Source organism: Myxococcus sp. AB056 (assembly GCF_006547365.1).
Classification (GTDB): Bacteria; Myxococcota; Myxococcia; order Myxococcales; family Myxococcaceae; genus Myxococcus; species Myxococcus virescens.
In genome coordinates, this window is the sequence record NZ_VHLB01000086.1 from 1 (window position 1) to 14,358 (window position 14,358).

8 protein-coding genes are annotated in these 14,358 nt (G+C 70.8%); 6 read left to right on the forward strand and 2 right to left on the reverse strand.

Features of this window, described 5'->3' with window-relative positions; genetic code table 11:
- Positions 1 to 90 precede the first annotated feature (90 nt).
- The 6 genes from FMP39_RS29045 to FMP39_RS29070 are packed head-to-tail and all read left to right on the forward strand — an operon-like array spanning position 91 to position 12,163.
- A complete protein-coding gene (locus FMP39_RS29045) occupies positions 91 to 2,283 on the forward strand; it encodes a tetratricopeptide repeat protein (RefSeq protein ID WP_228558424.1) in 2,193 nt (730 codons plus the stop codon).
- 27 nt (positions 2,284 to 2,310) lie between these two features.
- Complete coding sequence (locus tag FMP39_RS29050; protein ID WP_011555716.1) at positions 2,311 to 3,255, forward strand: ExeA family protein; 945 nt, start codon at positions 2,311 to 2,313, stop codon at positions 3,253 to 3,255.
- Between the two features lie 5 nt (positions 3,256 to 3,260).
- Positions 3,261 to 7,190 (forward strand): translocation/assembly module TamB domain-containing protein, encoded by a 3,930-nt coding sequence (locus FMP39_RS29055; RefSeq protein WP_141593373.1) that lies wholly within the window; start codon positions 3,261 to 3,263, stop codon positions 7,188 to 7,190.
- Positions 7,191 to 7,204: 14 nt separating this feature from the next.
- Positions 7,205 to 10,288, forward strand: coding sequence for a POTRA domain-containing protein (locus FMP39_RS29060; RefSeq protein ID WP_141593374.1), 3,084 nt, complete (start codon positions 7,205 to 7,207; stop codon positions 10,286 to 10,288).
- Positions 10,289 to 10,305: 17 nt separating this feature from the next.
- Positions 10,306 to 10,821 carry a hypothetical protein gene (locus FMP39_RS29065; RefSeq protein WP_228558425.1) on the forward strand — a complete coding sequence of 172 codons (516 nt, stop codon included), beginning with the start codon at positions 10,306 to 10,308 and terminating at the stop codon, positions 10,819 to 10,821.
- 22 nt (positions 10,822 to 10,843) lie between these two features.
- On the forward strand, positions 10,844 to 12,163 hold the full coding sequence (locus FMP39_RS29070; protein WP_141593376.1) for a lysophospholipid acyltransferase family protein: 1,320 nt from the start codon (positions 10,844 to 10,846) through the stop codon (positions 12,161 to 12,163).
- Here FMP39_RS29070 and FMP39_RS29075 read toward each other — a convergent pair.
- A complete protein-coding gene (locus FMP39_RS29075; RefSeq protein WP_090490317.1) occupies positions 12,154 to 13,422 on the reverse strand; it encodes an MFS transporter in 1,269 nt (422 codons plus the stop codon). The two genes, FMP39_RS29070 and FMP39_RS29075, sit on opposite strands and share 10 nt — an antisense overlap.
- Complete coding sequence (locus FMP39_RS29080; protein ID WP_011555710.1) at positions 13,419 to 14,354, reverse strand: Ppx/GppA phosphatase family protein; 936 nt, start codon at positions 14,352 to 14,354, stop codon at positions 13,419 to 13,421. Before FMP39_RS29080 ends, FMP39_RS29075 begins: the two co-directional genes overlap by 4 nt.
- Positions 14,355 to 14,358: the final 4 nt, after the last annotated feature.

Sequence of the window (14,358 nt, forward strand, 5' to 3'; positions counted from 1 at the left end):
TGAGCGTCTCGTGGGCTCGGAGATGTGTATACGAGACAGCGCCGGCGCTGCCGCCCCGTGCCCCAGCCCGCGGCGGCAGCGCCGGCGCCCGTGGCCCCTCCCGCTCCGGCGGGGATGGGGCGCGAGCAGCTCTCCAAGCTGCTCACGGAGACGGACGTCTACGTCAAGTACGGGCTCCACGACAAAGCGCTGGAGCACCTGCGCAAGGTCTTCTCCGTCGAGCCGGAGAACCTCGACGCCCACGAGAAGGCGTATCAAATCTACGTCGCGTCCGGGAACATGGCCCAGGCGTCGGAGCAGCTGCTGAACGTGCTCCGCCTGTGTACGCGCACGGCCGACGTGCAGCGCGCGCAGCCGTACCTGGCCACCATCCTCCAGGAGAATCCCGCCCATCCCGAAGTGCCCGCGTTCCTGTCCGTGCTGCGCACGACGGGGCCCGTGGTCGCCGCGCCGACGGTGTCCGTGGTGGAGTCGGTGGGCGAGGACGCCATCCTGGTGGACTCCAGCGACGACGAGATTCTCGTCGCGCCGCCGCCGGAAGACGCGCTCCTGCACCCGCCGGGTGACGAGCTGGCGCTGACCACGCTGCCCTCGAGCGATTCGGACGAGGTCATCGAGGAGGACAGCGACTCCGCCGTCATCAGCGAAGAGGCGCTGGTGGGCGAGGCCATCACTTCGGGCGAGTTCGAGGTGTACGGCACGCCCGATCCGGAGGACCTGGCGGCGGCGTCGGTGGACGAGACGCTGGTGACGGACGACGACCCGTTGGTGCTGTCCGACGAGCCGGGCCTCAGCGTCACCGATGACGAGCCGCTCGTCGCCTCCAGCGATGATGACCTGGCTGCCGCGGCGGCGTACTCGCTCGACGACGAGTCGCTGGTGGACGACGGCGTTGCCACGTCCATGGAGGCGCTGTCGCTCGGGGACGACGAGCCGCAGCCCACGCAGATGCATGCGCCCACGCAGGCGCTGCTCGAAGAGGCCTCGCCGGACACGCTCCAGGTTCCCACGCTGGACTCGCTGGACGTGCCTACGCTGGACGACGAAGCGCCTCCACCGCTGGACTTGGAGAATGTGCCCACGCGCGTGGGCGCCGCGCCGTTGACGGCCGCCGACCTGGACGAGGACCCGTTCGGGGCCCCCGCGCTGGGCGACCCGATGGAGTTCGAGGAGCCCACGGCCTCGCACGCCATCGTGGCGGTGGACGACGAGTCCTTCGTGGAGGATGCGCCGGAGCTGTCCGCGGACGAGCTGTCCGAGCCCATCGCCTACGAGGAGCCCGCGGTCGAGCCCGAGCCGGAACCCGAGCCCGAGCCGGAAGTCGAGGCCGCCGCCGATGAAGAGGAGCCCGCGGCGGAGGAGTGCGACGAGGCGTCGTTCTTTCTCGACCAGGGGTTGCTGGAAGAGGCGCGCGAGATTCTCGAGACGGTGATGATCGCCTTCCCGGGCCACGCGCGCGCAGCCGAGCTGATGGAGCGGCTGGAAGCGGCGGAGGCGGGAGGCGGCGCGGAGCAGGAGGATGCGGCCGCGGAGCCGGCGCAGATTCCGAGCGTGCAGCCCGTCACGGACGGCTACGAGGACGCCGAGGAGACCACGGGCGAGCGCGACGCGTTCGACCTCGCGGCGGAGCTGGCCGGGGAGATTGACAACTTCGGCGATGACGCCGGGGCCTCGGCGCTGCCGGCGGAAGAGGACTTCCAGTACTCGGTGGAGGAGGTCTTCTCCGAGTTCAAGAAGAGCCTGGCCAAGGTGGTGAAGCCCGAGGACGTGGACACGCACTACGACCTGGGCATCGCGTACAAGGAAATGGGCCTGCTCGACGACGCGCTCCACGAGTTCGACGTGGCCCGCCAGGGCAGCGCGGGCGGCAAGCGCGAGCTGGACTGCATCACCATGATGGGCATGCTCCAGCTGCTGCGCGGCGATGCCTCCGCGGCCGTGGAGGCCTTCCGCGAGGGTCTGGGCAACCCCCACGCCACGGGCGAGGCGGCCAAGGCGCTCGGCTTCGAGCTGGCGGCGGCCTACGAGGCCCAGGGGGATGCGGGCAAGGCGCTCTTCCACTACCAGCGCGTGGCCGCGATGGACGGGAAGTACCGGGATGTCGCCGGGCACGTGTCCCGGCTTGCGGCTTCCGTGGAGCCGGTGGAGGATCCGCTTCCGACGCCTTCTGGCAATGGGGCCCAGGCCACCAGCAGTCCGCCCGCACCCGCGGGGGCCGCGGCGCCCACCACTCCGATACCAGCGGCTGGCGCGTCCAAGGCGCGCAAGGTCGGCTACCTGTAGTTGCACCCCGCGAGGTCCGGCGAGCCCATGACTACGTACCTGGACTTCTTCGAGCTGACCCAGGAGCCCTTCTCCAACGCTCCCGTCAGCCGCTTCTATTACAACTCGGCGCAGCACTCGCAGGCGCTCACCCGGCTGATGCACGCGGTGAGCTACATGAAGGGCCTGTCCATCCTCGTCGGTGACATCGGCGCGGGGAAGACGACGCTGGCCCGCCGCATGCTCGACTCGCTTCCGGAGTCCGAGTACGAGGCCGCGCTGCTCGTCATCATCCACTCCGGCATCACCGCCAACTGGCTGCTGCGCCGCATCGCGCTGCAGTTGGGCGTGGAGAATCCGGCGCAGGAGAAGCTGGCGCTGCTGTCGCAGCTGTACCAGCGGCTGCTCCAAATCTACGAGTCCGGCAAGAAGGCCGTCGTCCTCATCGACGAGGCGCAGATGCTGGAGACGCGCGAGCTGATGGAGGAGTTCCGGGGGCTGCTCAACCTGGAAGTGCCGGAGCGCAAGCTCATCTCCTTCGTCTTCTTCGGCCTGCCGGAAATCGAAAAGAACCTGAAGCTGGACCCGCCGCTCGCGCAGCGCGTGGCCATGCGCTACCGGCTGGAGCCCTTCACCGCCGAGTCGACCGAGGCCTACGTCAAGCACCGCCTCCGGCTCGCGGGCTGCCCGCGCATGCCCTTCAGCCCGGAGGCGCTGCTGGCCGTACACCAGCACTCGTCCGGCTCGCCCCGTGTCATCAACACGCTGTGCGACAACGCGCTCTTCGAGGCCTTCCTCGCGCGCGAGCAGACGGTGTCCGCGGAGCTGGTGCATCGCATCGGGAAGAACCTGGGCCTGCTCGGGGTGAACACGCCCGCCGGGCAAGCGGCCGAGCGGCCGAGCGCTTCGGCGTCGACGCTCCCCAGGACGACGAGCAGCAAGGTGGACCTCGCGGAGATCGACCGCTACCTCGAAGGGCTGGGTAAGCTGTAGCGGCTTTGTCCTCTCAGGGCCGCCACGGTGCGCGCAGGGCGCTGCTGTTGGTGCTCCTCGTCTTGTCGGGGAGCGTGCTCCTGTTGCGCATGCCGGAGACCTGGGAGGTGGCGTGCACGCTGGGCCGCCGGCACCTGCCAGACGTGCTGGGCATGGACGTGGGGCTCGGCCGCTGCGAGTTGGACCCGCTGGGCTCCCGCGTGGTGGTGCACGGCTTCTCGCTGTTCCTCCCCGGCACGGACTCGCCGCTGGTGGCCGTGGACAGGGCGGAGGTGCAGCTCGGCTTCTTCCAGCCGCTTCGGGGGCGGCTGACGCTGGCCCAGGTGAAGGCATCCCGGCCGCGCGTGGCGCTGGATTTGTCGCAGCCCTCGTCGCCGTCGGAGCCCACGTCCAACTTCTGCTTCCTGGAGCCGCTTGAGCACCTGCGCGTGGCGAAGCTCGACATCTCCGGCGCGGAGCTGCGCCTGGCGCTGCCTGAGGGCCGGCGCGTGGAGGTGGACGAACTGGACGTTCGCTGGGACGAGCAGTGGGGCGTCATCGAGCTGGACGTGGAGGCCCGGCGGGGCCGGGTGCGTCTGGGGCCCGACGGACGCGAGCTGGCGCTGGGGCAGTTGGTGGTCGCGGGCGCGTTGGACCCGGACGAGGCCCTGCTGGAGCTGGAGCGCGCCGAGGTGTCGCTGGACGACATCACCACCACCGTGTCCGGCCGCGTGGATTCGCTGTGCGCGCCGCGGCTGGCCCTGGACGCGCAGGTGTTCCTCCCGCTGCGCGCGCTCTACCAGGCGCGGCTGATTCCCAGCCCGGCGACGGGGCACCTCTGGTCGCGTGTGTCCATCGCGGGGAAGGTGGCGTCTCCCGCGGTGTCGCTGGAGCTGTCGGGCAACAGCCTGGGGTACGGAGACTTCGGCCCGACGAACCTTCACGCGCGCCTGTCGTACTCGGGTGAAGACGTCCGCCTGGAGGAGCTCACCCTGCCCGTGGGCGCGGGCAAGGTGCGCGCGACGGGGCGGCTGGGGCTCACGCCGAACTTCCCGTTGGAGGTGACGTTGACGACGGAGGACGCGTCGTTGGGCCGCATCCTGGACCGGGCGGGGGTGAAGGGCTCCTGGGTGGACTTCCCGGCCACGCTGGACGCGCGGCTGTCCGGCAACCTGCTGCCGCGCTTCTCCCTGTCGGGTCCGTTGGACCTGCGGACCGGGAAGTTCGTGCTGGCCACGCATGCGTTCGACACGCAGCCGAAGGACGGGCTCACGATTCTGGAGTTCGACAAGGCCCGCGCGCAGGCGCAGGTGAAGCTCCAGGCGGACCGCGTGGCCTTCAGCCACGTCAACGCGGAGGTGGGCCACTCACGCGTGACGGGCGACGTCGTGCTCCTGCTGGCGGGCGGGCTGGGCCTGGACATTCACGGCCAGGGCGACGTGGACCTGGCGGACTTTGGCCACATCGCGGGCCTGCCCTGGGCCGGGCGGGGCCACGCCACCTACGCGATTACGGGGCCCGCGTCGGACGTGAAGGTGGATGCGGGGCTGTCCTTTCGCGACTTCGAGTTCTGGAACCTGTCGCTGGGGGTGATGCAGGGGAAGCTGGCCTACAAGGACAGCCTGCTCACGTTCCCCGCCTTCTCCGGCCAGAAGGGGCGCACGCAGTACTACGGCAAGGCGGGCGTGTCCTTCGGGCGGCTGCTCAACCTGCGCCTGGAAGTGAATGTCCCGCAGGGGCGCAACGAGGACCTGGTGGACGTGGTGGCGGGCCTGAGTCCGTCGCTCGCGGTGATGCAGGGCACGCTGGGTGGAACGGCCACCGGCCGCGTGGAGGTGGACAGCCCCGTGGAGAAGCTGGAGGGGCTGGTGGCGTTCGACGTCAAGGACACCACCTACCTGGGCCGGCGCATGGGCGACGGCGCGGCGCGGCTGCGCTTCGTGGATGGCAAGGCGATGGTGCTGGAGCGCACCACCCTCACGGGGCCGCTGGGCCGCACCTGGGCGGAGGGCACCTTCACGTTCGAGGGCGGGCTGGACTACCGCTTCGGCGGAGACGGCCTGTCGCTGGCCGAGGCGGTGGACCCGGAGCTCGCCGAGCGCATGGGCATCCAGGGCACCATGGTGATGGACGGCGTCGTGTCGGGCACCGCCGACGTGCCGGTGGTGGACGTCACGCTGCGCGCGCCGCGCGTCACCTTCGCCGAGCGGAACCTGGGTGCCATGGACCTCACCGGGCGCATGGTGGGGAAGAACTTCGAGGTGTGGGGCCACCCCTTCCGGGACGCCACCGGTCGCATCCGCATGAAGGTGCAGGAGAACTGGCCCTATGAAGCCCAGGGCTCGTTCTCGTTGCCGGAGATTCGCCCGCTGCTTCCAGACGCGCCGCTGTGGGCGGGCGTCAGCGGGGCCCTGTCGGGCACGGTGAGCGCCAAGGGCCTGCTCCTGGAGCCCGCGGGCTCGCAGGTGAACGCCACCGTGGAGCGGCTGGTCCTCTCCCGCGACGATTTGCGCGGGGAGAACGCGGGCCCCATCGTGCTGGCGTACGCGGCCGGGCGGACGGATGTGCAGCTCTTCCGCTTCACGGGGCAGCACGTGGACCTGTCGCTGGGCGGGTGGATGAGCCCGCGCGGCCTGAACGTGACGCTGCGGGGCGGGTTGGATTTGCGCCTGCTGGAGTCGTTGATGCCCGCCATGGTGGAGCGCTCCTCCGGGCGCGTCACCGTGGACGCCGAGGCCTCCGGGACGCTGGAGAAGCCCTCCGTGGTGGGCTCCGCGGAGCTGTTCGACATGCGGCTGGCGCTGCGGGACTGGCCCGTCCAGGTGCGCAACATGGCCGGGCGCGTGGAGATGACGGGCCAGCGCGTGCTGGTGGAGCACCTGCAGGGCCAGCTCAATGAAGGCCGCGTGTCCGCGCGCGGCGACGTGCGGCTGGAGCGCTTCCTGCCGCAGCGGCTGGGCCTCACCATCCAACTGGACGAGGTGCCCTACCGTCTCACGGAGGACCTGCCCGCGACCTTCTCCGGCCTGCTCCAGGTGATTGGTCCGCCCAAGGGCTTCACCGTCACCGGTGGCATGGACATCGTGAAGATGCGCTACCAGAAGGCGCTGGACGTGGATGCGTTGCTGAAGACGATGCAGAAGCGCACCACCCACCTGGCGGCGGGCTCGTCCTCGTCGTCCGGTGAGCCTCCGAAGCCCTGGGTCATCTGGGATGTGAACGTCCACTTCGGCGACGTCCGCGTGGACAACAACCTGGCGAAGGCCCGCCTGCTGGGGGACGTGCGGTTGACGGGGACGGACCTGCGGCCGGGGCTGCTGGGCCGGGTGGAGCTGGCCGAGGGCAGCCAGGCGTTCTTCCGGAACAACCCCTTCACCATCAGCCAGGGGCAGCTCGAGTTCCAGGACCCCACGCAAATCGACCCTGTCTTCGAGGTCCAGGCCCAGACGCAGGTGCGCGAGTACGTGGTGAAGCTGCACGCCTTCGGCAAGCCGTCGGACCCGCAGATTCTCCTCTCCTCGGAGCCGGCGCTGGTGGAGGGCGACATCGTCTCGCTCCTCACTCTGGGTTTCACCTCGTCAGACCAGGATACCGCGGCCTCGGCGAGCGCCGGCCTGGCGGCCGAGGCCCTCTTCAACGTGTCGGGCCTGGACCGGCAGCTCCAGCGCTTCCTGCCCAGCAATCCGGTGTTGAGGGATTTGTCCCTGCAGATTTCGACCACCTACAACGACGCCACCCGGCAAGCGGAGCCCACCGCGCAACTGGAGTCGAAGTTCCTGAGCGAGCAGCTTAAAATCGGTATGACGCAACCCGTGAGCGGGCGCGGCACGCGGGCGCGGGCCGAGTACCGTTTCGATGACCGACTCTCCGCACAGGCCCAGTGGGACAACGAGAACAACGAAGCCTCGTTTGGAAACCTCGGGCTCGAGCTGAAGCTGAGCTGGGAGGTCGAGTAGTCCGGGCCCTCGCGGTGCTGGCGCTGGTGCTCTGCGTCCTCGTGCCGGGCGCGGCGCGCGCGCAGGCGGACGACAGCGGTGGCTTCGGCGCCGAGGTCATCGCCGTGGAGCTGCACCTGTCCGGAGGCGCGGACGCGCAGGGCCTGAGCGACCTGGTGGCGGTGCGCAAGGGGCAGACGCTGACGCCGGGCGCGGTGCGGCGCTCGGTGGAGCGGCTGTGGGCCACGGGCCGCTTCACGGACGTGGTGGCGCGCACGGAGCCGGTGCGAGGCGGGGTGCGGCTGATGTTCCAGCTCACGCCCGTGTCGCGGCTGGCGCGGCTGCGCTTCGAAGGCAACTCCGTGCTGTCGGATGGAGAGCTGCTGGAGGCCAGCAGCTTGCTGGAGGGCGGGCCGCTGGACGCCGAGGAGCTGCAGGGCGCGGTGTCGTCCGTGCTCCAGGCGTATCAGCGCAAGGGGTACGACTCGACGAGAGTCTCCGTGACGCAGGAGCCGGTGACGGATGGCATCGCGGTGGTGCTCACCGTGGACGAAGGCCTGCCCACGCGGGTGCGGCAGGTGACCTTCTCCGGCAGCCCTGGCCTGCCGCTGTCCCGGTTGCTGGAGGTGCTGGCGCTGCATCCGGGGCAGGTGTTCGACCGGGCGCGCCTGTCCAGCTCGCTGGAGGAGCTGCGCACCTTGCTGCGCGGCGAGGGCTACTGGCGCGCGCAGGTGGGAGCGCCGGCGGTGCTGGTGGAGGGCAGCTTCGCGTCGGTGGCGGTGCCCCTGATGGCGGGGCCTCGCTACGTGGTGCGCTTCCACGGCAACCGCCACTTCCCGCACGGCGTGCTGGAGCGCGTGCTGGCGCACGACGTCTCGGAGCCCATGGACGAGGTCGTCGCTGGCCGGCTCGCGCGACGCATGGAGGTCTTCTACCGCTACCGCGGCTTCCACGACGTGCGCGTGCGGCCGCGCGAGGTGCTGCGTCCGGATGGCGAGGTGGCGGCGCTGGTGTTCGACGTGGAGGAGGGGCACCCGCTGCGCGTGGCCGACGTGCGCTTCCACGGCAACCGCGGGCTGCCGGTGGAGACGCTGCGCGCGCTGCTCGCGGAGCAGGTGCTGGCGGGCATGACACGGCCGGAGCTGGACCTGCGGATGCTCGACGACCCGCTGAACACTGAGGGACGTCACGGCCTGGACCTCCCGGGCGTCGCGCCGCCGCCGCCAGCGTCCACCGTGTACGTGGAGGACGCGTGGCTGGAGGCCGTGGAGGCCATGAACGAGGCCTACCGCGAGCAGGGCTTCCTCTCCGCGGTGGTGGCGTTCCGGGGCCTGACGGTGGATGTCGTGGGGCGCACGGCGGTCGCGGACTTCGACGTGGAGGAGGGGCCTCAGGCGCGCCTGGTGAAGGTGGACTTCGAGGGCGTGCCACCGGGCCTGACGGCCTGGGTCATGGGCCGGCGCATGCGCGAGGGCGCGCCGCTGAGTTTCGACACGGTGGAGTCCTCGCGTCAGGCGCTGGAGCAGGAGCTGGGGCGGCAGGGCTACCTCTTCGCGCGCGTCACCACGGAGACGGGCGTGGGCGAGGACGGGACGCAGGCGACCGTCATCTTCCGCGCGGACGCGGGCCCGCAGGTGAAGGTCGGGAAGATTCTGGTGCAGGGCCTGACGCGCACGGACCCGGACCTGGTGCTGGCCAACCTCGCGGTGGAGGAGGGCAAGCCCATCGCGCTGGATGAGCTGACGGAGGGCCAGCGCCGCCTGGCGCGCCTGGGCGTGTTCCGTCAGGTGGACATCGCGCTGGCGGACCCCACCCGGCGCGAGGACACCAAGGACGTGCTGGTGACGGTCCAGGAGCGGCCCCGGTTGGATGGCCAGGTGTCCGGCGGCTACTTCCTGGTGGACGGTCCCCGCATCACGCTCGACACGGCCTACCGCAACCTGGACGGACTGGGGCTCAGCCTGCTGGCGCGCGGGAAGATCAACTACGCGGGCTGGAGCGCGGAGGCGCTGTCTCGGGACCGGCGCATCGCCTGCCAGCAGACGGTGCCCGGTGGCGGTCCCGCTCCGGGCTGTGACGTGGAGCTCCAGGGGCTCAATGGCCTGGGAGGCCGGGGCAACCTCGCGCTGGCGCAGCCGCGGCTGTTCTTCCTGCTGCCGCTGCAGGTGGGCGCCCGCCTGGACCTCATTGGCGAGCGCATCCACCGGCCTTCCTACGTGTCCTCGCGGTTCGCGGCGGCGGCGGCCATGGACTGGGCCGCGGCGACGTGGCTCAACCTGTCGCTGTCCTACGAAGTGGAGAACAACCGGCTGCGCTCGCGCGCGGGCGTGCTGGAGCTGCTCAACCGCGCCGACCGGGAGCGGCTGCGCTACCCGTTCGGCGACTTCGCGCTGCATTCGTTGCGCCCCTCTGTCACGCTCGACTTCCGGGATGACCCGGCCAACCCGCGCCGGGGCGTGGTGTTCGTCTCCAGCGCGGAGTTCACCCGCGGGTTGAGCGTGCGCCCCACGGACGTGGCGGGCAACCGCGTGGATGCGTACCCCATCGACGGCGTGAAGCTGTCGGGCAGCCTCAGTGGCTACATCCCGCTGGGACGGCGGGCGAGTGTGGCGCTGTCCGCGCGCGCGGGCACCATCATCCCGTTGGAGGAGCAGGCGCAGGCCATTGGCTCGAAGCTGTTCTACCTGGGCGGCTCGTCCAGCCTGCGCGGCTTCCGTGAGGACGGCGTGCTGCCGGAGGACGTCCGCGGCGCGTTGCAGCAGCGGCTGCGTGACTGCCGTGCGCTGATTTCGCCGTCGGGGTGCTCCGCTGAGCTGAAGGCCGTGCTCGCCGGGCAGGTCCCCGCGAGCCAGGGTGGCGAGCTCTTCACCCTGGGCAAGGCGGAGCTGCGCCTGCCGGCCCTGTCCTCCGTGGACCTGGGGCTCTTCTTCGAGGCGGGCAACCTGTGGCTGGACCGGACGCAGTTCGACCCGGGCCGGCTGCGCTACACGGCGGGCGCGGGCCTGCGCTACGTGACGCCCGTGGGGCCGCTGGCCTTCGACGTGGGCTTCAACCTGGACCCGGACGAGTCCGTGAACGAGGCCACCACGCAGTTCCACTTCAGCATCGGGACGTTCTGAGGGAGGCGATGGTGCGCATGCGCTGGCCGCGGTGGACGTTGGTGGGCCTGGGGCTCCTGGTGGCGGCGGGCTGCCGGACCCCCTCCGCGTCCTCGCAGGGGCCGGCGCGGCCCAAGTGGATGCCTCCGGAGGGAACGTGCCCCCGGGGCGCCTTGCTGCAGATGGAGCGCCTGGGCCTGAAGCCTGGGGACAAGGTCCCCGTCATCGTGGATGCCATCCAGGACCACCCGGGCCCTGCGCGCTACAACTACAGCTTCGTGATTGCGCTGCCACGCGAGCAGGGAGAGCAGCAGCTTCCCGGCGCGCGCATTGGCGGCCGCCTGTACGTGACGAAGCACCGCGTCTTCGGCCGGTATGACCGCATCTTCCTGCCGGAGTCCGGGGCGATGTCGGTGCCCTTTTGCGGCATCCTCCTGGACTCGCGCTGGGACAAGGACGGCGAGGGCCTGATTGCCTACCCGAGCCCGATGAAGGGCTTCTCCGTGGTGCAGGACAACACCGGCGTCATCCAGGTGGTGGACCGGTATCCCTGAGACGTGGAGTACAGTCTCCTCCGTGTTCTACGCGTGCGTGCGTGCGGTGGTGGCGCTGTGTCTCCGACTCTTCTACCGGGTGAAGGTGAATGCCCCGGCGCTGGAGCCGGACGGCCCGGTGCTCTTCGTGGGCAACCACCCCAACGGCCTCATCGACCCGGCGCTGGTGTTCATCCTCACGCGGCGCAAGGTGACCTTCCTGGCGAAGGCGCCGCTGTTCCGGATGCCCGTCATCGGCTGGCTGTTGAAGGGGCTGGACGCGCTGCCGGTGTACCGGAAGCAGGATGACCCGGCGAAGATGGGCGGCAACGAGGGCACGCTGGAGGCCGCGAAGGGCGCGCTGGTGCAGGGGCGCGCCATCACCATCTTCCCCGAGGGCAAGAGCCACTCCGAGCCTGGGCTCGCCGAGCTGAAGACGGGCGCGGCGCGCATCGCCGTGAGCGCGGCGAAGGCCGGGGCTCCGGTGCGCATCGTCCCCGTGGGACTCACCTACGCGGAGAAGCACGTGTTCCGCAGCGAGGTGCTCATCGACGTGGGGCCCGCCATCGACGTGCAGGCCTTCCTGCCCGCGGACGCCGCGGCGGAGCCCGATGCCGTCCGCGCCCTCACCGAGCGCATCGCTAGCGGGCTGCGCGCGGTGACGCTCAACCTGGAGCAGTGGGCGGACCTCCCGCTGGCGCAGCTGGCCGAGCAGCTCTTCGCCTTCAAGCAGGGTGGGGCGCTCGACGCGGAGCGCCTGCGACTGTGGGCACGCGGCGTCCAGATGTTCCGCGCCCAGGAGCCGGAGCGCTTCGAGTCCCTGCGCGCGCAGCTCGCCGGCTTCCGGCACCGCATGGCGCTGGTGCAGGCGACGGGGCTGGAGGACCTGGTGCTCGTGTACCGGCCGGGGAACGTGGTGCCCTTCGTGGTGAAGAACGTGCTGGCGCTGGTGCTGGGCCTGCCGCTGTTCGCCCTGGGGCTGGGCCTGTTCTGGCTGCCCTACCAGTTGCCTCGGCTCGCCAGCCGAAACGCCGAGCTGGACGTGCAGGCCACGGTGAAGTTCCTCACCGCCTTCGTGGTGGCGCTGGTGTGGTGGGGCGTGCTGACAGCCGCCGCGGCGGTGTGGGGACGCGCGCTCCTGGCCGTGGCCGTCTTCCTCGCCGTGCCACCGCTGGCGCTGTTCACCCTCTACTTCGCCGAGCGCTGGGAGTCGCTCCAGCGCGACATCCGCGTGTTCTTCACGCTGGGCAACCGCGCGCGCCTCAAGGGCCTGCTGCTCGCGGATGGCGAGCGGCTGGCCTTGGAGATGGAGCGCCTGGCCGACGAGTACCGGCCAAGGCTGGATGCCGCCGCTCAGCCCTGACGCGCGAGGGGCACTGCTTCACGGAACAGCCGGGCGCCCAGCAGCAGCGCGAAGCCGCCGAGGAGCACGGGCAGGGCATTCACCGCGATGGCGGTGTGCAGGCTGGATGCGTCCGCGATGGTGCCGATGAGCGTGGGCGAAATCGCGTCACCCAGCAGGTGGATGCACAGCACATTCAGTCCCATGGCGAAGGCGCGGAACGCGGGCGGCACGCAGTTGACGATGGCCGCGTTGATGGGGCCGCTGTTGAGGAAGATGAGGAACTGCGCCAGGGCGATTGCCGCGAAGGTGGGGCCCACGGCCTTCAGGCTCACCGCCAGGTACATGCACGGGGCCGCCAGCATCAGGCCGATGCCGGACATCCACAGTCCGCCGCCCTCGCGCTTGCGGTCCAGCTTGTCGCCAAGCCAGCCGCCCGCCACCGTCCCCAGCAGGCCGGCCACCGCCGTAATCGCGCCGAAGATGAAGCCCGAGCTGTCCTGCGCCAGGCCGCGCTCGCGCACCAGGTACGTGGGCATCCAGAAGCCCAGGCCGCCAATGGAGAACGTCATCAGCGTGTACCCGGCCGTCACCGCCCAGAAGGCCGCGTTCCGCGCCAGTCCCTTCAGGCCCACCATGAAGGGCAGCTTCGCCTGCGCGTCTGGCCCGTCCATGGCGCCGCGCTGGGGCTCCGGCATGAAGAAGGCCATGGCGCCCAGAATCAGCCCGGGCACGCCCCCGGCGAAGAAGGCGACGTGCCACGAGTAGGCCTGCGTCAGCCACCCGCCCAGGCCGTAGCCCGCCGCGGCGCCCACGGGGATGGCGATGTAGAAGAACGCCAGCATCCGCGTGCGCTGCGTGCGCGGATACAAGTCGGAGATGATGCTGGGCGCCACGGCGCCGTAGCCGGCCTCACCGATGCCAATCACCGCGCGGGCCAGGAGCAACGCGCCGAACGAGGTGGCCAGCCCGCTGGCCCCGGTGGCCAGGCTCCAGAGAACCACGCCGCCCACCACCAGCAGCCGCCGTGGGTAGCGGTCCCCGAGGAACCCGCCCAGCGGCGAGGCCAGCATGAACACCACGATGAACATGGTGCCCAGCAGGCCGGACTGCGTGTCGTTGATGCCGAATTCCTTCTGGATGTCTGGCAGCGCCACCGCGACGATGTAGCGGTCGAGGTAGTTGACCAGGTTGATGAGGGTGAGGATGAGCAGCGCATAACCCGCGTTGCTGGCGGGCACGGCGGACGCGGCCGGTGAGGCCGCGGGTTGGGCGTTCATGAAGAGGTGGCTCCGGCTCCAAAGCGGTGCGCGAGCAGGCCCCAGCGCAGGCCCCTGTCACTGACGCGGCAGGCATCCAGTCCCAGCGCCTTCACCGACTCCAGCAAGATGAGGGCGCCCGCGGGGATGACGTCCGCGCGCTTGGGCTGCATGCCGGGCAGGGCGCGCCGCGCTTCCAGCGGCATGGCGCACAGCCGGTCCGCCAGGGCGGACAGCTGGCCCACGGACAGCGTGCCGCCGTGGACCTGCTCCGCGACGTATGGGTGGATGGCGTGCTGCACGGCGTACAGCGTCGTCACCGTGCCGGCGACGCCCACCAGGGCCGCGCCGGGCGGTGGGGCGGGGAGGGCGCGGAAGGTGTCGCGCAGGTGGGCCTCGACACGCGCGCGGTCCTCGGACGTCATCGGGTCAGCGCCGACGAAGCGCTCCGTCATGCGCACCGCGCCCACGTCGAAGCTGTGGCGGAAGTCCACGTGGCCGCCACGGTTGCCGTAGATGAACTCCGTGGAGCCACCGCCAATGTCGAGCACCAGCAGGGGGCCCGCCGCGTCCGACGCGAAGTCCGAGTGCACCGCGGCGAAGGACAGCTCCGCCTCCATGGCGCCGGAGATGATTTCCACGGTCACGTTCGCGCGCGCCTTCGCGGCGGCGAGGAACTCCGCGCCGTTCTCCGCGTCACGCGCGGCGCTGGTGGCGGACACGGCGATGCCTTCCGCGCCCAGCTCGCGCGCCTCGCGAGCGAAGGACTCCAGCACCTGGAGCGTCGCCTCCATGCCTTCAGCGGAGAGCTTGCGCGTCGCATCCACGCCCCTGCCCAGGCGGGTGATTTCCGCGCGCTCCCGCACGGCCTCGAAACGGCCCTCCGGGGTGCGCTCCGCGACGAGCAGGAGGACGGAGTTGCTGCCAACATCGATGGTGGCGAAACGCGACATGCGC

Coding starts and splice junctions, on each gene's coding strand:
- FMP39_RS29050 (WP_011555716.1), top strand. CDS start 2,311: ATGACTACGTACCTGGACTTCTTCGAGCTGACCCAGGAGCCCTTCTCC.
- FMP39_RS29065 (WP_228558425.1), top strand. CDS start 10,306: ATGCGCTGGCCGCGGTGGACGTTGGTGGGCCTGGGGCTCCTGGTGGCG.
- FMP39_RS29075 (WP_090490317.1), bottom strand. CDS start 13,422: ATGAACGCCCAACCCGCGGCCTCACCGGCCGCGTCCGCCGTGCCCGCC.
- FMP39_RS29080 (WP_011555710.1), bottom strand. CDS start 14,354: ATGTCGCGTTTCGCCACCATCGATGTTGGCAGCAACTCCGTCCTCCTG.